Origin of the sequence: Paenibacillus sp. DMB20 (assembly GCF_000987955.1) — a bacterium.
Lineage (GTDB): Bacteria > Bacillota > Bacilli > Paenibacillales > Paenibacillaceae > Paenibacillus_AQ.
Window position 1 is genome coordinate 21,734 of sequence record NZ_LAZU01000037.1, and the last position, 21,709, is coordinate 43,442.

The 21,709-nt window shown below is 51.0% G+C and carries 20 protein-coding genes and 3 pseudogenes; 5 read left to right on the forward strand and 18 right to left on the reverse strand.

Annotated features, from left to right (window positions below; translation table 11 throughout):
* Positions 1 to 22: 22 nt before the first annotated feature.
* From proC to XI25_RS20610, 5 genes and pseudogenes are all read left to right on the forward strand, one after another.
* Positions 23 to 892: a pyrroline-5-carboxylate reductase gene (gene proC / locus XI25_RS20590; protein ID WP_046680030.1), complete on the forward strand. Its 870-nt coding sequence runs from the start codon at positions 23 to 25 to the stop codon at positions 890 to 892.
* Positions 889 to 2,108 (forward strand): annotated as a pseudogene (locus XI25_RS20595) (2,3-diketo-5-methylthiopentyl-1-phosphate enolase). The gene proC and the pseudogene XI25_RS20595 overlap by 4 nt, the downstream one beginning before the upstream one ends.
* Positions 2,105 to 2,779: a 2-hydroxy-3-keto-5-methylthiopentenyl-1-phosphate phosphatase gene (locus XI25_RS20600; RefSeq protein ID WP_046680031.1), complete on the forward strand. Its 675-nt coding sequence runs from the start codon at positions 2,105 to 2,107 to the stop codon at positions 2,777 to 2,779. Before XI25_RS20595 ends, XI25_RS20600 begins: the two are co-directional and overlap by 4 nt.
* The gene (gene mtnB / locus XI25_RS20605) at positions 2,780 to 3,451 is read left to right on the forward strand and encodes a methylthioribulose 1-phosphate dehydratase (RefSeq protein WP_046680032.1); all 672 of its coding nucleotides are present in this window, start codon (positions 2,780 to 2,782) and stop codon (positions 3,449 to 3,451) included. It begins immediately after the preceding gene.
* 38 nt (positions 3,452 to 3,489) lie between these two features.
* A complete protein-coding gene (locus tag XI25_RS20610; RefSeq protein WP_046680033.1) occupies positions 3,490 to 3,783 on the forward strand; it encodes an SdpI family protein in 294 nt (97 codons plus the stop codon).
* A gap of 83 nt (positions 3,784 to 3,866) precedes the next feature.
* Here the strand turns inward: XI25_RS20610 and XI25_RS20615 are convergent, their stop codons facing one another.
* The 18 genes and pseudogenes from XI25_RS20615 to XI25_RS20690 form a co-directional block, all read right to left on the reverse strand.
* Positions 3,867 to 4,568 (reverse strand): hypothetical protein, encoded by a 702-nt coding sequence (locus XI25_RS20615; RefSeq protein ID WP_052759692.1) that lies wholly within the window; start codon positions 4,566 to 4,568, stop codon positions 3,867 to 3,869.
* Positions 4,568 to 5,665 (reverse strand): hypothetical protein, encoded by a 1,098-nt coding sequence (locus XI25_RS20620; RefSeq protein ID WP_046680034.1) that lies wholly within the window; start codon positions 5,663 to 5,665, stop codon positions 4,568 to 4,570. Before XI25_RS20620 ends, XI25_RS20615 begins: the two co-directional genes overlap by 1 nt.
* A 26-nt stretch (positions 5,666 to 5,691) precedes the next feature.
* A complete protein-coding gene (locus tag XI25_RS20625) occupies positions 5,692 to 6,150 on the reverse strand; it encodes a hypothetical protein (RefSeq protein WP_046680035.1) in 459 nt (152 codons plus the stop codon).
* Entirely contained in the window at positions 6,147 to 6,635 is a 489-nt protein-coding gene (locus XI25_RS20630; RefSeq protein ID WP_046680036.1) for an RNA polymerase sigma factor, read from the reverse strand. Before XI25_RS20630 ends, XI25_RS20625 begins: the two co-directional genes overlap by 4 nt.
* Before the next feature lie 582 nt (positions 6,636 to 7,217).
* Positions 7,218 to 9,959 (reverse strand): hypothetical protein, encoded by a 2,742-nt coding sequence (locus XI25_RS20635; protein ID WP_235440037.1) that lies wholly within the window; start codon positions 9,957 to 9,959, stop codon positions 7,218 to 7,220.
* A gap of 27 nt (positions 9,960 to 9,986) precedes the next feature.
* The gene (locus tag XI25_RS35100; RefSeq protein WP_235440039.1) at positions 9,987 to 10,412 is read right to left on the reverse strand and encodes a hypothetical protein; all 426 of its coding nucleotides are present in this window, start codon (positions 10,410 to 10,412) and stop codon (positions 9,987 to 9,989) included.
* Positions 10,409 to 11,834 (reverse strand): annotated as a pseudogene (locus XI25_RS20640) (glycosyltransferase family 2 protein). The gene XI25_RS35100 and the pseudogene XI25_RS20640 overlap by 4 nt, the downstream one beginning before the upstream one ends.
* Positions 11,831 to 12,847 carry a HEAT repeat domain-containing protein gene (locus XI25_RS20645; protein WP_046680037.1) on the reverse strand — a complete coding sequence of 339 codons (1,017 nt, stop codon included), beginning with the start codon at positions 12,845 to 12,847 and terminating at the stop codon, positions 11,831 to 11,833. Before XI25_RS20645 ends, XI25_RS20640 begins: the two are co-directional and overlap by 4 nt.
* Positions 12,844 to 13,746: a response regulator gene (locus XI25_RS20650; protein ID WP_052759693.1), complete on the reverse strand. Its 903-nt coding sequence runs from the start codon at positions 13,744 to 13,746 to the stop codon at positions 12,844 to 12,846. The genes XI25_RS20645 and XI25_RS20650 overlap by 4 nt, the downstream gene beginning before the upstream one ends.
* Positions 13,747 to 13,763: 17 nt before the next feature.
* Positions 13,764 to 14,663: a GGDEF domain-containing protein gene (locus tag XI25_RS31510; protein ID WP_052759694.1), complete on the reverse strand. Its 900-nt coding sequence runs from the start codon at positions 14,661 to 14,663 to the stop codon at positions 13,764 to 13,766.
* Between the two features lie 599 nt (positions 14,664 to 15,262).
* A complete protein-coding gene (gene cysK, locus XI25_RS20660; RefSeq protein WP_046680038.1) occupies positions 15,263 to 16,198 on the reverse strand; it encodes a cysteine synthase A in 936 nt (311 codons plus the stop codon).
* A gap of 86 nt (positions 16,199 to 16,284) precedes the next feature.
* Positions 16,285 to 17,085: a CPBP family intramembrane glutamic endopeptidase gene (locus tag XI25_RS20665; protein WP_052759695.1), complete on the reverse strand. Its 801-nt coding sequence runs from the start codon at positions 17,083 to 17,085 to the stop codon at positions 16,285 to 16,287.
* Positions 17,086 to 17,169: 84 nt separating this feature from the next.
* Positions 17,170 to 17,361 carry an HAD family hydrolase gene (locus XI25_RS35865; RefSeq protein ID WP_268794547.1) on the reverse strand — a complete coding sequence of 64 codons (192 nt, stop codon included), beginning with the start codon at positions 17,359 to 17,361 and terminating at the stop codon, positions 17,170 to 17,172.
* Positions 17,328 to 17,831: an HAD family hydrolase gene (locus XI25_RS35870; RefSeq protein ID WP_268794548.1), complete on the reverse strand. Its 504-nt coding sequence runs from the start codon at positions 17,829 to 17,831 to the stop codon at positions 17,328 to 17,330. Before XI25_RS35870 ends, XI25_RS35865 begins: the two co-directional genes overlap by 34 nt.
* A gap of 201 nt (positions 17,832 to 18,032) precedes the next feature.
* Positions 18,033 to 18,656 carry a PepSY domain-containing protein gene (locus XI25_RS20675; protein WP_046680039.1) on the reverse strand — a complete coding sequence of 208 codons (624 nt, stop codon included), beginning with the start codon at positions 18,654 to 18,656 and terminating at the stop codon, positions 18,033 to 18,035.
* Positions 18,657 to 18,811: 155 nt separating this feature from the next.
* Positions 18,812 to 19,555 (reverse strand): PepSY domain-containing protein, encoded by a 744-nt coding sequence (locus XI25_RS31515; RefSeq protein ID WP_052759696.1) that lies wholly within the window; start codon positions 19,553 to 19,555, stop codon positions 18,812 to 18,814.
* 68 nt (positions 19,556 to 19,623) lie between these two features.
* Positions 19,624 to 20,982, reverse strand: a complete 1,359-nt coding sequence (locus XI25_RS20685; RefSeq protein ID WP_046680040.1) for a sensor histidine kinase — start codon at positions 20,980 to 20,982, stop codon at positions 19,624 to 19,626.
* A pseudogene (locus XI25_RS20690) lies at positions 20,979 to 21,688 on the reverse strand (response regulator transcription factor). Before XI25_RS20690 ends, XI25_RS20685 begins: the two are co-directional and overlap by 4 nt.
* Positions 21,689 to 21,709: the final 21 nt, after the last annotated feature.

Here is a 21,709-nt window from a genome sequence, read left to right on the forward strand (position 1 = left end):
TATCCCGAAGGAGGAATAACTTATGTGCCAATCTCCCCAGAATCGGCCTTTGATTGAAAAGGCCATCACCTTCTACGGCGCCGGCTCCATGGCTGAAGCGATCGTACGCGGCCTGATCAGCCGCTCCGTGATGCGTCCGGAAGACATTACGATGCTGAACCGCAGCAATACCCAGCGTCTTCAGGAGCTTCTGGAACGTTATGATGTCCAAACCAGCAATGACCCGGAGCAAAAAGGCGAGATCCTGAAAAACAGTCCGGTCATCGTGCTGGCCATGAAACCGAAGGAAGCCGCCAAAGCGCTGAAAGAGCTCGGCCCCCTTTTGACCGGGGATCAGCTTATTATCTCTTTCATTGCGGGGCTGTCCATCCAAACGGCACAGTCGCTTCTCGGACATAAGCAGCCGATAGCGCGTACGATGCCGAACACCTCCTGCTCCATCGGGCTTGGCTCTACGGGCGTCTCCTTCTCGAAGGAAATGAACGAACCCATGCGCCAGCTGGTGATGACCCTGTTCGAAGCGGTGGGGAACGTCACCGTCATCGAGGAGGATAAAATGGACATTCTGACCGGCATCTCCGGGAGCGGCCCGGCTTACTTCTATTATATGATGGAAGCGATGACCGCAGCCGGGATCCGGGGCGGACTGACGGCCGACCAAAGCCGCGAGCTCACGCTGCAGACCATTATGGGCGCGGCTCGGATGGTCCAGGTGACCGGGGAACAGCCCTCTGCCCTCCGGGCCAAAATCACCTCGCCGAACGGCTCCACCCAGGCGGCGCTCGAACGGCTGGACCAAGGCGACTTCTTCGAAACCGTCATCGCCGCCGTAAACCGCTGCGCGGAGCGCTCGCGTGAAATGGGAACCGTGCTGAAAGGACAAATCTCATGAGCCGGTGCATAGCGACTTACCGTATCCATGACGATCACGCCGACTTCCGCAAAAAAGCCGAATCGATTGCCGTCGGCATGACCGTAGGCAGCTGGACGGAGCTTCCGCAGGCGAAGCGTCAATCGCTCCAGAAACATCTGGGCGAGGTTCATGCCGTTGAAGTGTTTGAATCCCCTGACGGTTCGCCCGGCAGCCGGTATGCTGACGTGAGCATCGCCTATCCGGACATCAATTTCAGCCGCGACATTCCGGCGCTTCTGGTGACCGTTTTCGGCAAAATTTCGATGGACGGAAGGATTAAACTGACTGCGCTGGATCTGTCCGACAGCTTCCTGTCTGCGTTCCCGGGCCCGAAATTCGGCATTGACGGGATCCGCCAGCTGCTTGGCGCGTATGACCGTCCGCTCTTGATGAGCATCTTTAAATCCGTGATCGGACTGAATGCGGACGAGCTGACAGAACAGTTTATCCGCCAGGCTCGGGGCGGCGTGGACCTGATTAAAGACGATGAAATCCTGTTCGAAAACGAGCTGACGCCGATTGCGACCCGGGTCAAGCTGTGCATGCAGGCTGCGGCCGAAACCGAGCGGGAGACCGGCAAAAAGCTTCTGTATGCCGCCAATCTGACGGGACGCACCTCCGGCTTGCGCGATCAGGCGCTGCGCGCGATTGACGCCGGAGCGAACGCGCTGCTGTTCAACGTTCTATCATATGGTTACGACGTGCTGCAGGAGCTGAGCTCGGATCCGGAAATCACCGTGCCGATCGCCGCCCATCCTGCCTTGGCCGGGGCAATTTATCCGTCCCCGTACTACGGCATCGCCGCTCCGGTTCTATTGGGACAGCTAATGCGGATTGCCGGCGCGGATCTCGTGCTTTTCCCTTCCCCGTACGGATCGGTAACGATGCCGCGGGAAGAAAATCTGTCCATCCGGAATGAGCTTCACCGTGCCGAGCTCGGCATGAAACGGAGTTTGCCGGTCCCATCCGCAGGCATCCATCCGGGCCTCGTTCCGAAAATCACGAGAGACTTCGGGACCGACGTCGTCGTTACGCCGGGGGAGGCATTCACGGCCACCCGATGGGCACCGAAGCGGGCGGCCGCGCTTTCGTACAAGCCATTGAGGCAGCCATGAACGGGATTTCGCTATCCGAGAAGGCTGAATCACACCCTGAGCTTAAAGCGGCTCTGGACATCTGGGGAGGAGAAGCATGACAGGCAAGCAACCGATCGTATTTTGCGATTTTGACGGAACCATTACCGACAATGACAACATCGTGGCCATTATGAAGCATTTCAAACCCGAGGGTTATGAAGCCGTCATGGAGGCAACCCTTAAGCGGAGCATTTCCATCCGGGAAGGGGTCGGGCGCATGTTTGCGCTGTTCCCTTCCTCCATGCGCGAGCAAATCGTATCTTTCGTGATTCAACAGGCCGTGATCCGGGAAGGCTTCGTCGAGTTTTTGGAATACTTGAAATCGGAGGGCATTCCGTTTTACGTCACCAGCGGGGGCATCGATTTCTTTGTGGACCCTCTTCTGAAGCCGTTCGGCATACCTGAAGGACGAATATTCTGCAACAGTGCCGATTTTGAAGGCGAACGGATTGAGATTACCTGGCCCCATCCTTGCCAAGAGCCTTGCAAAAACGATTGCGGCATGTGCAAAGTGACCGTTATGAAGGAATTCCCGCCGGAGCAATACACGCGGATTCTGATCGGGGACAGCATTACCGATTTTGAAGGTGCCAAACAGGCAGATCTCGTCTATTCCCGTTCGACGCTGACCGAGCAGTGCCGAAAACTGGGCGTGAATCATGTGCCGTTCCACACGTTTACCGAAATTCAGGAAGATATGAAGCTCAAGAAAAACCAGGGGGTGCTGTAAATGAAATTTACCGATATTCGGCTGGAGCAAAAACAGGCAGCGCTCGATGAGCTTCGCTCCGTCAAGGAGTTGTTTGCTTCCCGAGGCTGGTTTCCCGGAACAAGCGGCAATCTGTCGGTCCGGGTCGGCGAATTCGATCCCGAGCAGTTTTATTTCGCTGTCACGGCAAGCGGAAAAGACAAATCCGTACATACGCCGGAGGATTATCTGTTTGTTGACCAAAACGGCAAGCCGTGCGAAACGACCGGCCTGAAGCCGAGCGCGGAGACGCTGATTCACTGCGAAATCTACCGCAAAACCGGCTGCGGCGCCATTTTCCACGTGCACACCATTGACAATAACCTGATCAGCGAGTGGTATGGTGAACAGGGATATGTTCCGGCACAGGGCATTGAACTGATCAAAGCGTTTAACATCTGGGAAGAAGATGCGGCCATCCGCATTCCGGTGCTGCCAAACTATGCCGAGATCCCGCGCATTGCGAAGCTGGTACCGGATGCTCTCGATCCGGCGGTTCCCGGCATTTTGCTGCGAAATCACGGCATCTACGCCTGGGGACAGAATGCATTCGAAGCGAAGCGGCATTTGGAGGCGTTCGAATTTATTTTTCAATATACGTACCGCCGGCTCCTTTTGAACGCTGCCTATCCTGCCGCGGATTCACGGGCATAGAAAAACCTTGGCTTCGTTTAAGGAAAGGTGTTGAAAGCATGCTCATGAACCTTGCCTTGGGGACCGTGTTCATCATTGCGGGCGTAATGCTGTTCCTGTTCCCGCCGAAGGAAATCAACGGGTTTTACGGTTACCGGACGACCTCGTCCATGAAAAACGAGTGGAACTGGACCGCTGCCAACCGTTACTGCAGCCAGCTGCTAATGATCTTTGGCGCATTGCTGCTTCTGGTTGCGGCACTGACCGGCCATTTTGCGGTTACGGCCATATGCACGCTGGTATCGATCGTTCTGATTTTCGTTATCATCGAAAATAAATTGAAAAAAATGTAAACCGGAGTTCTTGCCCGGTTTACATTTTTTTGTTGCATCCGTGTCCTATGGCGCCCCTCTATTCCGCAGGGGGTGTCAACCTACTAACGCGTGTTTCCATGGGGATCCCGGACCGTTACCTTCATGTCCGCGGGTGCGGATACGGTCACCTCCAGATTGGAAGAGCCGCCGTTCAAGCCAAAACGCGGAGGCTCCAGCAGGTTGACGTACAGGACGTTTCCGGCTTGTTTCATTTGAATAAGCGACGATAGTCCGTCTCCCTTGAGCAGTTCCTCATCGGCTGTTCTCACGCTGCCGAATACTAACAACTCCTTCGAGCTGCTGGAGTCTTTCTTGATTTGGTATACATAGCTGCCCTGCACGATGATTTTGTTGACGCCGTCAGGGACACCCGTCCTGATCTCCGGAATCGGAACCGTTTTTTGCACGGCAACGGTCTCCCGCCGGATCTGATCGAGCAGGCCGGTCGTGCTGAGCGCGGCCAGGCCGACGCAGCATAGTGTCAAAAATCCGATCAGCAAAATGCTGAACACGTCATACTTTACGTTATACGCTTTTCTAAAGAAAAGCGTATAACCCACAACCTCGGCGCCGAGCAAGATGAAGACGACCGGCCACCATTTCATAGCGGAATCAAACACCGCCGTCCCTTTCCATTGCGAGGTTAATACCAGAACGCCAAGCAGGAGCAGCGATACCCCCATGGACAGCGAACCGACTCTCCACTGCCGTACGGCATTCGCGGGAACCCTGTCATATCCCAAGTCATTATCGGTCGGATTCATCAAAAAAACCGCTCCCCTCCGTCCGGTTCTTTCTTCGATCCCGTCAGCAGTTTGATTCCTCCGCCGATCAGCACGATCGCCACGAGCCCCGTCTTAATATAATTGCGGATTTGGTAGCTGATGTAGGCGTCGGGAAACAAGGTTTCCAGAAAAGGCATAACGACACTCGTAAAAACAAAATACAGCCCTAAGAATACCAGTCCCAAACCGACCCACCGCTGATGGCGGGCAAATCCTTCAATCAGCGGTATGTCCCGCAGCGGCTCCCTTCCGTAACGGCTTACCTGCTGAAGCCCGTCAAAGAAACAGTAGAACCAGATTACGGGGATCAAAAACAAAAACACGGAAAGCCTCAGCACATCCAGCACGTATATGCTTCCCAAAAACAACAGCATCATTTGCAATCCGCGCTTTTGCAAGCCGAGATACATTTGCCCCGCCCCCGGAAATGCGGAAAGCATCGTGGCAAACACTTTGCTGCGGCGCCCGCCGTCCCGGCCGGATTCAAGCTCCTCAAACAGCGTCCGGTCAAACAGCAATTCCCCCGCCTGCTTGCGGTGCACAAGCTGAACGACGTCAAACATGCAGTAAAGCCAAATGATCGGCAGCATGCCCAGAAACAGCAGGAACACATCCTCATGAGTTAAGCCGGCAAGAAACATCAGGATCGTCGCCAGGCCGAAAAACGAAATGAGGAACGACAATCCGCGCTGCATCAGCCCCAGCTGAAAATGGCCCAAACCCGGGATGAAGGACAGTAAAATCGTGTAAAAGCGCTCTGAATCCTCGCCTTTTTCGTGAGGTATCTGCATCGGACGCCCATACTCGTCGTAAACCACCATCATCGGCGTATATCTCAGCAGGGCAATCAGCAAATCGAGCATGTTGATCCCCCAAATGAACAATGCGGCGAGAATGGAAAATATGAATGGGGCGTCATCGTTGGTAACAATCCCCAAAGCAATCCCCGCCATGATAATCCCAAAAAACAGCAGGGGATACAAAAGCGCCCTTCCTCTTCTCCCCCAATAGTAATGGCCGAGCCCCGGTATCACGTTGATGATAAAAGCCAGGCCTTTATTGCGTTGCGGTTGCACAAGTCATCATCCTTTCACATTGATCTTTATCTCGGTTTCAGCCGGTCCAGCCAGCCCGTCGTTTTCTCCATTAATTGTTCGCTGTAGGATGGAGCCTGGGTTGCAGCCCGGTTCCGGTGCCCATCCTCCGGAAACATCCGGTCAAAAGCGCCCGAGAACACGAACACCAGCGTAATCGATGCGGCAACGGTATAATGAAAGATCGGCCGTTCGTACCAACGGCGCGGGCGGGCGGAAGATACGGATTCGTTTCTTCTTCGGTAAGGGACGAAATCTTGACGCTCCAAAACCTTCCGGGCGAAATCTTCCGGATCAGGCAAGGAAGGCAGCTCGCCGTCCATCTCCGCCATCGCCTGCATGTAAATACGCAGGGCTTCATCGTCAGACAACATTAAATGCTCCCAATACGCTGCCTCTTCGGCGGTGCATCCGCCTTGTATGTAGTGGGACGCCAGTCTCTTCCACTCGGATTGCGGTGCATTCATGTCCATTCATCCTCCTTCCATTGGCTGCGAATCCAGTGTCTTGCCCGATAGAGCTTGGATTCCACGGTTTTAACCGTAACCCCAAGATCTGCGGCAATCTGCTCGTAATTTTTTTCCTCCAGGTAAAAAGCCGTGATGACTTGCCGGTGATTATCGGGAAGACTGTTCACCTTCCGTTCAAGTTCGTCTTTTTTTTCCTTGCGGATAATTTGAACTAGCGTATCTTCATCCCGGGAAGGAATCCGTTCCAGCGATTCGCCGTCCATGTCTTGGTGACCTTCGGCACGTCGTGCCAGTTTGCGTTTGATGTCGATCGATTTATTAAGCGTTATGCGCGTGATCCAGGTTTTGAATCCTTCGGAACGATATTGGGGGAGAGCTTTGTATACCTGGATAAATACTTCCTGTGAGGCGTCTTCCGCTTCCTTGGCATTCCGCAGGACGGAAAATGCCGTGTGGAACACGTGCTGGCCGTAAAGATTCACCAGCTCCCGAAAGGCTTCCTGCTCGCCCTGCAGAATGCGCGTGATTAACCGTTCTGTCTCAATTGCTCTCCCCTCCTTCCCGTATTCATAGACGTTTGTACTGTATTCCGCCCCTGCAAGTTTTGCAAAAAAACTTCAAAAATAAAAAAGAACGTCCTGCTAGACGTTCCCGCCAAAGGTATACATTTACATAAGAAAAACGTCTATCGACGTACTTTCTCAGAAGACAGACCGCATTTAACGGAAGTTTTTCTTGCGAGATAAGGATGGCAATCCTCTGAAGTTTATACTTTCTTATCTCTTAACAAAAAACGTCTATCGACGTACTTTCTCAGAAGACAGACCGCATTTAACGGAAGTTTTTCTTGAGAGATAAGGATGGCAAACCTCTGTAGTTTATACTTTCTTATCTCTTAAAATAATGACTAATCTGACAGGGCCCGTCCAATAGTTACGAGATTATAACGATTAGCAGAGCGAAAAAGTTCTATTGCTTTGATCAAACATGAATTAAAAAAAAGAAAAGGGGGCGGTCCCGCAGCAGAAAATATCTGCTTTATGGACAGCCCCATCGGCTGACAATCAATATTTGGAAAATACGTCTTTAACTATAAAATACGATTGCTTTAAACGTTCCTCATACTGCGGCATATTCCAGTTATCCCATGTATAACCTTTCATGTCGGCGACAACGCCCTTGTTGAGGCCCGGGAATGAGTCCTTGACTTTCCCTTTTTCGTCCATGAACATGGCCCCGAGCCGGATTTGATCGATGAATACGCTGGCTTCCGCCCCATTGACGTAAAGGTCCCCCATAAATTCTTTTTGGCTCGGGTCTTTAGCCTGAATAAGCAGCCATGGAATTCTCAGCTCAACGGTTCCGTCTTTGCTTATCGAGAAATCCGTCAGCGAGTCGTAGTCCTTGGAACGAGGATTGCCATTCCCCTGCCTGAGCTTTCCTGTCTCATAGGCGCTGAATGGAAGGGTACGGTCCTCCTGCGGCAAATAGTATTCCTTGTTCAGCGCATATAAAATTTTAGTGAATTCCCCGCTGTTCTTCGAAGTTGCCTTGGCGTCGATAAATTTAAGGGTATGACCGTATAGATAATTGTAATAATCATAATACGCGTCAACGGTTATCCGGGATTCCTCGCCCTTCAGATCTACCAGAAAATCAACGCCGTTCGAAAAGCGGACCTCCTTGTGCTCCTTCAAAAACGTGTTTCCTTGTCCCGGCACAACGTCAAGCATAAACATGGGATTGCCTTTCACGGAATCATCGTAATCCAGTCTCAGGTAGAGATAACGCTCGTCATGATCGACAAACAGCTTTCGGAGCACGCCCTTCCGGTTCTCGTACAGCGGTTTAACGGTCCAGTCGGAAACATCGCCGTCCACTTGAATTTTATGCCGGTCAAAGCTGAGCAGGCCAAATTGCTGCTCGTTCGTTTGGGCGTTTGACCAGAACGGCCGGCGTTCCGGATTGTCATAGTCCATCGTATTCCATGTCCGTTTGAACCACTCGTCCTGCCAGGTAAAAACAAGTCCTCCCAACAGCTTTTCCTCCATGATGTCTTCAAACAATCGCTGGACAATATCCCCCTGCTCCTTCTCGGATAAAAAGCCTTGGTTCATCCCAAACGGATTCTTATGGGTTAATCCCCGCGAACCGGGCACCCCGAACTCGGCAACCAGGATGGGCAGCCGGTGTGCCGCATGAAGTTCGTTGAGATAGGCGGCATAGTTGTTAAGCTCGCCCCGATGGTCGACGTATGTTCGGTAATGCGCATTATAATTCAGAAAATCAGGATAATACGGGTAAATATGATAAGATGCAAACTGATCGGCCAGCTTCATCTGGCCTTTCGTATAGACCACGTTCGGATCGACGCTGACCAGGTCCTCTTCCCCCGTGGAATCCGAAGGATGCGTCAAAATATCCGTCGTCACCCAATTGGTGAAGCTCATGGGCCGGATGAACCGATAATGCTTCACTTCATATTGCACAATGAGATCCATCTGCTGCGCAAGCCAGTGCTCGAAAGGCTTGGCGCCTTTCGTCTCAAAATACGTACCGTCATATTCCCCGATGTCCGCATGGACTTTGTTGGTATTGTTCACCATATGCGGATACCATTCGATGCCGAGGATCCAACCGATGACATATTCCGAAATATCCGCTTGATATACGCCCGATGCATGTCCGGGCTTGGGTTCGACGACCTTGTTTCCATGAATGACATCCACGATGGTCTTCATTTCGTTCTGGAATTGTCCCAGATTCTCCTTTTCAAAAGCATCCAGGGATTCTTCCAGCTTCTCTTCATTGATCCAGACTCCATGCATGACGTAAATCGGCTGGTCGTGGCTGTCATTATACCGCTTCAAGGCATTATAAAAGCCCGGCGGATGGAGCGTGTACACGCGAACGGTATTCGCATTCATCTCGCCGATATGCTCAAACCATCGGTAATACTCTTCTTCCGTGATCCCCGCTTCTCCGGGAAAGACGCCCGGCTTCCCCATCCCGATATTGACGCCTTTGATCGTCACGGGTGTCCACTTGCCGTCTTTCATGACTTCAAACGAATTCTCATGGACCCTTGCGGACATTTTCATATCGCCGGAATCCTCCTTCGCGTCCGGTTCAGGTCCAGGTTCAGTGGCATCTTCAAACTGCTTTAATATGGATTTCATCATGGGATAATACGTCGACCAGTAAAAAGCCTGGTCCGAATATTTTTGAGCCAGACGATAAACGTCGGGCAGTCCTTTCATTTGATAGAATCGGGGAACGTCTCGCACATCGTTATAGTCCCCTGCAAAATAGTAGCTGGTTGACGCTTTTTGGGATTTGGTCACGACAGCGGCAAACTCAGCAGGAATCCCTTTCTCCTTCAGAAGCTTTTTCCCCGCATCGGTTAAGCCCCAGTCGTAGTTCGCCAGCACGGTCGTTCCCGCCTTCGGCGTGACCATATCAAACCAGTATTCATAGTTCGGACTTTCTTTCATCCCGAACCGTTCGGCCCCATCTTCCGTGAATGAAAGCCGTATGCCCTCTTCGGTGACGTGCTTGTCTAATTCCAAGACGGTCACTTCGTCGGTCAGGTCATTGACGAGCAGGAATCCCGCTCCATGATAAGTCCACTTATCGCCAAATTCATCGATGATCCACTGCGGGATTTCCTTGTTTTTTTGCGGGTCGAGCTCATCGAAATAACGGCCTGTCCATCCGTTCCAGTCGACCCCCAGGTAATCCGTCACGCCTTTGCGGACGCCCGGAGCGGTCGGAGACGCAAAGGTATTGAATTCCGCAACGAGCAAGCTCTTCTTTTTTTTGGCTTAGCCGGCTTACGATATGATGCCATTCCTTTTCTTCCAAACCGCCGTAAATTTTGGTTGAGCGGGAGCCCTCTCGCGTTTTTTTTTTAACCAGGGCAGATCCTCCTCATAGACACCGTAGGTGTCGGCCAAGTAGATCACGTCATAGTTGTCGTATTGGGCGGGAAGCGTTCGAATGTCATAACCTTTTACTTTATCCTTGGGCACGAATCCCGTATAATCGGCGGCGGCTTCGTAAGGGCGGCCGTCATCCGTTTTATATTTCAGATGGTTTAACAGCCATGATACCCCAAGATGTTCCCGGTACGTCTCGTCCGGAACCGTTTTGTCGATAATCGCAATGTTGAGCTTTTTCTCGTCCTCGGTATGCCAAAGAATGATGGGAAGCAGGATAGCAAGCACCACAATAAAGCCAATGATATAAAATCGTTTCATTTTGCAATTCCTTTCTTAGAAAAACCGACCCTCTTCATTTTCCCCCAGGATTTTCTCCGGAGCACAAAATGAATCAAGCCCTCCAATCTCCAGATCAGAGTCAGCGGCTTGTACCATACGACCTCCGTCAAAGCAAGCATCATCATCCGAAGCACGTCTCTTCGTTTGGGGTAAGTGTTCATGCTCCATGCTTCAAGCAGGATCGATGCAATCGAGAAAATCGTACCGTACAAAATAAAAAGCAAACCCAGAAGCAGAGCATATTCATAATAGATGCCCCCCAGAAAAAAAAGTGATGATTACATAGGCGTACCCGCCTAATTCTATGATAGGCCCCAGGCATTCGACCAGCCAAAAGTAAGGAACCGAGATCAATCCGATTTTTCCGTACTTGGGATTAAAGATCAGGCGTTTATGCGCCCACAAGCTTTCAATCAAGCCTTGGTGCCACCGGCGCCGCTGGTTCCTCAACACGCCCATCGTTTGCGGAGCTTCCGTCCAGCACACAGGATCCGGTACGAATTCGATCCGGTGGTCCAGCTCCTTTTCCTTGACGAGCCGCTGAAGCTTCACGACCAATTCCATATCCTCACCGATCGTATCCACACTGTAGCCGCCGGCTTCAATGACATGCCTTTTGGAAAATACGCTAAAAGCGCCCGATATGATAAGGATCATATTCAACTTGCTCAAAGCCATTCGCCCCATCAAGAAGGCCCGCAAATACTCAATCACCTGCATTACGACAAGGGCTCTATTGGACAGGGTATTATGGTAAACCGCACCATATTGAACATCAAGACCGTTGACGATGCGGATATTGCCGCCGACGGCGATGACCTGGCCGTTTGACATAATGATCGGTTTCATGACCCGAAGCAATGATTTTTCATCCAGGATGGAGTCGCCGTCAATGGAACAAAAATACGGATATCTCGAGTAGTTGATTCCAACATTTAAGGCATCCGCCTTGCCGCCGTTTTCTTTATCGATGAGCCACAGCTGAGGATTGATCGCCGATTGGTATAGTTGATGAACAGGGCTCGTTTCCAAATCCCCTTGTTTCGGCTTTTCCACTTTTCTCATTTGAAACTGTTCGATGACGATTTCCAAGGTTCGGTCCGTGGACCCGTCATTGACAACCAGCAGCTCCGTCTGGGGATACCTCAGGTTTAGCAAGGAATGGATACTGTCGATTACCCCCGACTCTTCATTATACACGGGAACAATCATGGAGACAGGTTTCGAATAAACGGCATCTATCGTGCTTTCATCCAATTCGCGTTTATCCAGTTTGTATTGTTTTCTTAGCTCCAAGAGCGCAAGAAACAGCATAGTGCTGTAAATGAGTATGACGAATGCCATATAAACAATGATGAGTCCTCCAAAAAACAACAAGATGTTCTCTAGGATGGTATTCATGGTTCAATCCTTTCCAATGGATAGCTCTCCTCCTTAGCCGGCCTGGAAACCGGATCATTCGCGTATTGACCGTATTCGGCTATGGCTTTCTTCGCTTCCTCGCGAACGTACCAAGAGGGATCGTCTTTCATTCTTTCAAAAAAAGATGCCGTCTCTTCAAACGGCAGCCGCTGGAGCAGTTGAGCCGCCATAAGCCGTTCCTCCCAGACGGGGGAGGTAACGAAAGGCTTGTAGCGGTCAATATCGATACGAACGCCAAGCTCGTTGATCGCTTTTAGCGAACGGATTCGGATTTCGGCGTCCTCGCTGTCCAGCCGCTGTTCCAGAAAGGAGAGACCGTCGATATCCTTCTTGATGCCCAGCGAATCGATCAAGGCGTATTGGCACACCGGATGCAGCTTCCCGAAATGGAACAGCAGCTGGGCGAACATCGCGGGTTTCAGACTGAAAAACAGCTGTTTGTATTGAAAATCCGATATCTCGGTTGTCATGGAGATGAAGGAATCCATAAACTTGTCTTCCTGCAGCAGCAATTTGATTTTTAGCAGCTGGTAGTGTTCTTCCTCGGTTATCTTCTTTTGCTTTAAGCTCTCGCATGTTTCCAATAGCTGATCCAGTTGAAAATCCGCAATTCGGTAGAGGGCGTTCATTCGCCGGCTCCAGTTGCGGGATTGAAGCATTTGGCGGTAATGGGCGCTTAAATGCTCATTGGCAAAACGCTTGATTTTATAAAGAATCCCTCGATCGGACAGGTTTTGCAGATAGGTTAGGAACAGTTCCTCCACGGCATCCATCTCATGTTTATTCTTGGGAATAAGTTCGTCAGAAAATGGTTCGAGGTCACGAAAATAAGAGTACCAGCGTCTTCCATAGTCATCGATATATTCATTCACCTGGATATTGCTGCGAACTTCTTTGGATCGTGCCCCGAATAAATACAGGCTGAACCCGAAGAGCAGCACAACGAGCAGAACCATAATCCAGAGAACCACTTCTATCGTTACGGCAATCATGACCATAACCTCGCCAGTACCCGTTTGATTTGGGCTTCGAATAAGCGCAGATTAAAGGGTTTAACCACATATTGGTCAACGCCGTTTTCATACGCGTAGATCATGTCCTCTTCGGAATTTCGTTTGGTCATCATAAATACGATAAACTTGCCGTTGTTTGGCATTTTTCGCAGCGTGTGCAGTACTTCCAACCCGTTTTTTCGAGGGAGGATATCATTCATGATGATGATGTGCGTGTGGCTTGAGTAGTACCAGTCCGATTCCAGAAACTCTAGTCCATCCTCAAAGGCGCGGGTCACCAGCTGTACGTTGTCCATCGTTACGTTGCTCAGGGATGCCTGAAGAACATCTCTGAATATATCCCGATCCTCCAATATGCTGACCTTTACCCGCTCGACCGTTATTTGCTTGGCGACGGGAACAAACTCGATCTGCCCGGCATTACTTTTCATCGCCTGTCTTAACGCCTGGCGGGCTTCCGTGAGCAGGTCATCCCATGGAACATCGCTGTTTCTGACTTCGGTAACGCTCGCGACTAGGGAACGAACGGTTCCATCATAAGCCGGAACTGCCGTATTCACTTCCTCATATAGCCGCTGCAGGAATGCCGCTGCTTCTTCCTCCCCGCTTTGGGATAGGATAATCCCCCACTCAAGCGATGAATGTAGCGTGAACAGCACATCCGTTTGCCGAAGTCTCGTCCGCAGAAGCTTCAGAATTTGTTCAGCCGTTCGGCTTTGCTGCTCCTCCTCATACCGTTCCGGATACCGGATCGATAGCAAAACGACGGAAAACGGAGTTCTGCTGCGAACGACGTTAGCTTTTAGAAAATGATATGTACTCAGTATCGATTGCTCATCATAAAGAATAGGAATATCGTTTGTTTGATAAATTTTCATTCTGTTTTCACCTTTGCTCAACCATGGATTACTTTATACTTTTTATGCTTTTTCGCCAGATACATCGACTCGTCCGCCATTCTGATCAAGGGCTCCATTTCGATCCCCTGTTCCGGATAACGGCTGGAACCGATGCTGATACGGATCAGCATGTTCCGACCTTCAATGAAAAAAGGTCGCTCGAACTCTTTGAGGATTTGCCGGATCATTTTGTCTATATGGTTCAGTTCATCCACGATCATGACAAATTCATCGCCGCTCTTCCGATAGACTTGGCCCCATGGGAAAGCATACTTGACCAACCGGCTTGCGCAAGCCTTCAGCACCTTGTCCCCCACGACATGGCCATAGACATCATTGACCTTTTTAAAATGATCGATATCGATAAAAAGAAGGCCGAACTTGCCTCCCTTGGCCCCGCGTCCAAGCTTCTCGTACATGCGTTCGCGAAAATTCCTGAAATTCTGAATTCCCGTCAATTCGTCGGTATATGCCAATGAGCGAAGCCGTTCATATTCATTCACTTGCCCAAGCGGGAACACCTGTAAGATATAGCTTGATAGTTTCTTATCTTGGCTTATCTGCATAAAGGCATGAAACGATTGGTTTCGATTATTTTTCAACCGGATCTGACCGGTCCATAAGTTCGCCGTCTTCATTTCTTCCTTCAAATCACTAAAAAAATTCCTTGGGCCCTTTTTGTCGATCAGCCCGTTCAAATGTAACGGACCTGAATCCTTGCCGGCACCATCATCATAAAACATCGCCTCAAAACGTTTACTAACTTTTACAATATCCCCTTCTAAGCTAACTATCGCCAGCATTGACTCCTGTAAAAGTGAGGAAGAAATCGCAGACATGTCCTGAACCGTCAAATGATCGATGGAATTCGACATATTCTCCGAATAAGTTTTCATAACTTTCTCTCTCCATCTCCTTTTCTATCCCAATTCTCCTTTTCTCTCTTTGTCAACCGCAAAAATCATACTTCTTACTTTAAACCGCCGGACATTGGTCCATCCAAGATTGTCTGCTTTCTTGAAGGGGTCTTTGCCTGAACCGGTCTCTCCCCGGCGGATTGCGTCAGGATTGGCTGGGCTCGCTGCATAAAAAAACGGCCGATTATAGTATAAACCAGCCGTTTGAATTCATTTTGAATTTTTTGTCGAAAGGTAAGACGAAAAGCCATTATAAATATAAGAAAAAACGTCTTTCGACGTACTTTCTCTGAAGACAGACCGCTTTTAGCGGAAGTTTTTCTTGCGATATAAGGAAGCCGTGTCTCTGAAGCTTATACTTTCTTATATCTTAAAAAAAAACGTCTTTCGACGTACTTTCTCTGAAGACAGACCGCATTTTAGCGGAAGTTTTTCTTGCGATATAAGGAAGGCGTGTCTCTGAAGCTTATTCTTTTATATCTAAAAAAAAAGAACCTGGCAAAGTTAATCCTTGCCAGGTCCGGTTGAAACGTATTCGATTTGAAGCGTAATCCTTCATTCATTTGTCCGGGTCGTTCTTAAATATCCTCGAACAAATTGGTGGACAGGTACCGCTCGCCGCTGTCAGGCAGAAGAACGACGATATTTTTCCCGGTATACTCCGGGCGGGCGGCCAACTGCATGGCGGCATATGCGGCAGCGCCCGAAGAAATGCCCACGAGCAAACCTTCGGATTTGGCCAGCTCGCGCGACGTGTCAATGGCGTCCTGGTTGCTGACCGTCAAAATCTCGTCGACGATTTCCCGATTGAAATTGCCGGGTACAAAGCCGGCCCCGATCCCCTGGATCTGGTGCGCTCCCCGTTCACCGCCGGATAGTACCGGGGAATCAGCCGGTTCGACGGCAACAATCCTGACATCGTTCTTTTTCTGCTTCAGCACCTCGCCTACACCCGATATGGTGCCGCCGGTGCCGACGCCGGCCACAAAAATATCCACTTCCCCATTCGTGTCGCGCCAAATTTCTTCCGCGGTCGTTTTTTTGTGAACCGCCGGGTTGGCCGGATTTTCGAACTGCTGCGGAAGGAACGCCCCCGGCGTCGATGCCGCTATCTCCTCCGCGCGTTTGATGGCGCCGGCCATGCCTTCGTTCGACGGCGTCAACACCAGTTCGGCGCCAAGCGCGGCGAGCAGCTTTCTGCGCTCCACGCTGAAACTTTCCGGCAGCGTAATAATCAGTTTATATCCCAGTGCGGCAGCGGCAAACGCCAGCCCGACTCCGGTATTTCCGCTGGTCGGCTCCACAATGACCGAACCCGGTTTGAGCAGCCCTTTTTCCTCGGCATCCTTGATCATGGCATATCCAATCCGGTCCTTCACGCTGCTCGCGGGGTTAAAGTATTCCAGCTTGGCAATGACCTTGCCCTGCAGCTGATGCTTCCGGTTAAAGTTTGATAATTCCAACAGCGGCGTGTTTCCGATCAGCTCCGTTAGATTTTTCGCGATTCCTGGCATAGGATGTTACCTCCATCTATTTGTTCTCCAAGCTTCACTTTACCACTCCCGGCATTAAAAAACAAAAACCTGCCATAACCGGATCTTCAAAAAATCATTCCGCTCAGGACAAATAGCATATTCATCATAAAGTGCATTGCAATGACAGGCAAAAGACCTTGCGACCGAACCGCGACCGCCGACATCATCCACCCGAACACTGCAAACAACAGGCACACCCACCATGAAAAACCGAGATGAAGATGATAGAACCCGAAACCGGTACCCGCAATGAATATCCCTTTCACTTCCCCGAATAACCCGGCAAAACCGCTTAAAATGTACCCCCGCCACAAGATCTCTTCCAGGATCGCGTTAACGGCGGAAAAACCAAAGGCATAAACCAGGAGTTGAACGATGTCAGGCTGGTTCCAGTCGATCATCCATGAGAACGAAAATACGGCTACGGCTGCAAAGATGATAAGAAAACGCCATATCGGGTCCTGCACGGGCCCTTTTAGTATCAAGGGAAAATAAATCTTATGGCTCCAGCCGCCCGGGGTCAGATATGTAACTTCGGTGTTCAAAAAACGCCCCAAAACGAAAAATGGCATGATCCAAGCCGTTAGAGCCATTCGTGATGCAATGATCGACCATTCCCCGTACTCCTCCAACGGAGCTTTCAGAACGGGGCCGGTCAGGGCATAAAGCCCATATCCGGTCAGCAAGGCCGCACAAAGTCCGGCAGCCTTTTTGGCATCGGGAGAAACAGGCGTGCACATGACACCTGCAAGCAGAAACCCTCCTATGAATGCGCCGGACAGCGGCAGGATCTGGCCTCCGATAACCGTTGCCGTAAAAATGATAAATGCAAACCAAAACAAACGTTTCTCTTTCCGTTCGGACAACTGCTATTCTCCTCTGCCCTACCACCAGGTCTTATCGTATTTTCCCTTATGCACTCAGCACCTTGGCCAGCTCAAGCAAATCCTCTATAATATACGTCGCTTTTGGTGCGCCTCCAACACCTGATCGCGGCCGCGGTAAAGACAGAAATCGATCCCCGCCCCTCTGGCTCCCTCGTAGTCGTCTCTTAAAGAATCGCCGATATACAAAGCTTCCTCCGGACGAACCTTAAGCTCCTTCAGCATCAGCTCAAAGATTTGCCGGTCAGGTTCCAGCAACGGACTTCATCCGAGATGACCAGAGCATCGAAATGATGGATCAAGCCACCGGTCTCCAGCCGCTTGCGCTGCGCCGATCCAATGCCATTGGACAAAATGCCAAGCGAGTATTTTCCATGAAGCGAATTTATCAATATATCTGCATTAGGTTCCAGATGACAGGTGCCGCAAAACAGATTCCAATACGTTTCCGTCAATTCGCGCGGGTTGGCCGCTTCCCTCTTCAACTGCCGGAACGTGTCCGTAAAGGAGTGCCCCAACACTTGATCGATGCTGTGATTGTTATGGATTCTATCCATCCAGTACTTGAGATTGATCGGCCCAAACACCGCCCAAAACTCGTCCCATTCCAGTTGTTCATGGTGCAGATGATTCCCAAGCGCCTGCTTCATGCAGCTTCGCTCGCTCAGGTCGTAGTCAAGCAGCGTGTTGTCCAGATCAAAAATAACCGCTTTATATTTGTCCAACATCCCCTCTCCCTTCCTTTACAAATCATAACCTAACAGATAGAGAACGCTCTACAGAAAAATGCAGATTCCATTAAAAATCGATCCCTAAAAAAAGACCATCAGGCCATGTCTCCCTTTCAAAAGGGATCATCGCCCAATGGTCTTCATGCTTTTAGAAACCTTAGATTGCAAGATTTTCAACTAGCTTTCAAAAACAAGTTATCAATCTTCATCATGATCATCGTGATCATCATGGTCATGATCATCGTTATAATCATGATCGACGGAGAGCACTTTGCCCGTGACCGCATCGATATCTACTTCAGCTTTCCCCTTAGAAGTTCTAAGTTTCACCTCATAAATGTACCGGTTGTCGTCCTCATCCAGCTTGACTTTGATAACCTTGCCGCCGCTTACCGTCTTGGCGGCAATGTCCGAAGCCTGCTTGGAAGTAATTTTTACCTTGGTGGACGGGTTCTTCGATTCATAGTGGCGGTCCCGGTCGTCTTCATCATCCATATCTCTATCCAATACAGCCAGAACTTTGCCGCTCACGGCATCAACATGCACATCTTTATCATGACCGCCGGCTTGTTCCACCTCAACTTCGTAATATACTTTACCCTGCTTGCGTTCCAGGTCCACATCCTCGACATGGCCCTTGACTGCTTTTAATGCAGCGGTCTTCGCCTGCTCGACGGTAATGTATTTCTGTCCGGCTTGCGTTATGTTGTTCATTCCTGCCTTGCTGTCCGCGCTATCTCCGTTTACTTGACCTGCTGTAACCGCAGTCCCTCCAAACAGCAGCGCTGCCGACAAAGTTCCAATCCACATTTTTCGATTCATTCGTGGTTTCCTCCTTCGAATTAGATATCTCATGATTGCCTTCATATTTAGAATACCCGGCGGTCATGAGAGGCCGGAAAGAGAAACATTAAAATTTGATGAGAAAATGGAGTTCTCTTTCACAGAATATACGAAAACTACTCTATAACGGGCAATTACGATCCGTCATCTTCGGCGTTATCCGAATCCCAGGTTACCGTGCGGACCGCCCCCGATATCGCATTCACCTCAACGGTGGCTTCCCGGCCATCGGCCAATTCGATTTCGATCAGATAATAAGGAACGCCGTCCTTGGTGCCTCGAAGCTCCACATCGTCCACCTCGCCGGGAATTCTGGCAAGGGCTAGCTTGGATGCTTCCTTCTCCGTGAGCAGCCGGGCGGTTTCGTCGCCTTCCTTGGAAGGGCCGGACATTTTGCGGGTCGATATCGTGTCCCCGGTGTGCGGGTCCAGGATGATCTCCCGTCTGCTCTTGTCCTTGTTCGTAATAATGGCCTCATATACCTGCTTGCCGTCTTTTCGGATTAGCTCCAGCTTATCTACTTGTCCATCGATGCGCTGCCGGAGTTCTGTTTTTATCTCCTCCCGGCTTTTCAGCGTTTTCTGCTTCGTATTTTCCGTCTTCTCAACCTGCCGGATGGACTTTACCGAGCCCGAACGGGCGTCGAGGACAACCTGGTACAGACCCGTCCGGGAGCGAAGCTGCAGCTTGTATTGCCCGTTCTCAAGCTTGGTTTGTTCGATGTTTCCGGGGTACTGCTTCAGCACTTCCAACTCAGCCTCCCGTGCCGACAGCATCGGGTCCCCGGCCGTTGATGACTGCCATATGATGAACAGTAAAGCTGCTGCAGCTATTATGGAAATGCCTAACCAGGTCCAGCGTTTCCTTCGTGAATTCATTGACGCCACCTCATTATGTTCGTTTCTTCATCCAGCATAGCTAATGAAAATTAGAAATCGCTGAGATTTTATTGCTCCATCGAAAAAATGATGGAAGCGGTCGTTCCTTCGCCCTCCCGGCTGTCCAGTCTAAGCCGGGCCCCGAGAGCGCCGGCGATATCTTTTGCGAGAGAAAGCCCCAGCCCTGAACCTCCGGCACCGGTTCCCCGCGTCCGGGCCGGATCGACCCGGTAAAAACGGTCAAAGACTTTGTCCAACTCGTCCTTCGGTATTCCGATCCCTTGATCGTATACGGTAATCCACTGCTCCCTGCCGTTTTCCCCGACTTCAACCGTTATGTCAGCCTCGCTGTATTTACGGGCATTGTCCAGCAAAATAAACAGCAGCTGCTTAAGCTTGCCGGAATCTGTATTTCGGCCGCAGGGCTTGTCTGCGATCAGCGTGATCTTCCGGTGGTATGCGTTTTGAAATGCACGAACCGATTCTTCCGCAAGCTGGACCATATCCACCTCTTCCTTGGTTACGTTCCACTGTTCGGGCTTTCGGGCCAGCATCAGCAGCGTTTCCGTCATCCCGCGCATCCGGACGGCTTCCGACAAAATGGCCTCCACAGCCTCGTCGAAAATCTCCGGCCGTTCCCGTCCCCGGCGCTGCAGCAGGCTTGCATAGCTTTCGATGATCGTGAGCGGTGTTTTGAGCTCGTGCGAAGCATCCGACACAAAGCGCTCCTGCCGCTCGAAGCTGGACTCCAGCATATCCATCATCCGGTTGAACGTCTCTCCCATTTCCTTCAGCTCGTCTTTGGACGGCCCGGCAAGGCTGAGGCGTTTGAAGCGGCCGCTGCGCAGGATATCCTTCATCGTTCCGGTCATGGAAGCAATCGGCCTCGCCACCCGGTCCGCGAGCATGCGGCTCGAAAGAACGGCAGGAATAAGCGCGATCAAGGTTACCCCGATCAGCACCGTGCGCAGGACCCCGAGGCGGCTCTCGGTTTCGGCCATGCTTTCCGTGAGCTGAACGTTAACGACTTCGCCATCGGGCCAAATCACCGGAATGGAAACCCAGGCATAACCGATCCCTTCCACGCTAAGGCGGTCGGTCATGCGTTCCGTTACATAGGCGTATTTCAGTTCGCTCAGCTTCGATTCCTCAGATGTGGTTACCGGGGGCGAGCTGGTTCCGTCCGGTTTCACGATACGCAGCATTCCGTCCAGCGGAGCGTACGCCCGGAGCAGATCATCCGGCGGTATGGAACCGGCGGATCGCTGAACTCCTTGGACGATCGACTCCGCCTCCGCTTCGGCCCGTTTCACCTCGTTGCCGAAGGACATACGGTCAAAAAGGATATAAACCGAAAGGTTCACGGCGACGAGCAGAACCGCGAACAGAACGGAGGAATATAAATGTATTTTGCTCCTCAGCTTCATGCCTGCTCCTTCAGGACGTATCCGACCCCGCGAACCGTATGGATCAGTTCCGAAGACCGGCCATGGTCGATCTTTTTGCGAATATAGCGGATATATACGTCCACAACGTTGGTATCCCCGTAATAATCATATCCCCACACCGCCTGCAATATCTGTTCCCGGGTCAGCACCTGGCGCTGATGCCTAAGCAAAAACCTCAGCAGATCGAATTCCCGCGGCGTTAGCTCCACGCTGTCGCCGTCGCGAACGATCTCCCGGGTTTGCTCGTTAAGCCGCAGGCTGCCGCGCTTAACCACCCTTCCTCCATGGCGGCGGCTGGCGGTTGATCAAAGGTTGCGGTGCTGCTCAAACGCAATGCCGCACGAATCCGGGCCAGCAGCTCCTCGATTTGAAACGGCTTCGTGACGTAATCATTCGCGCCGAGATCAAGGCCGGACACCTTGTCCTCCACCGAGTCCTTCGCCGTGAGCAAAATAACCGGAACCCGGGCATTCTGCTGGCGTATGCGCCGAAGCACCTCGATCCCGCTCAATTTCGGCAGCATGACGTCCAATAGAATGAGGTCCCAACTGCCGGAACGGTAAGCTTCAAGGCCCTCCGTTCCCGTGCTCGCCTTTCCTACCCGGTATCCCTCATATTCCAGCTCGATCTGCAGCAGCCGAGCAATTTTATCTTCATCTTCTATGACGAGAATCGCTTCGTTCATCGGTTATTCCCCCTGACTCAT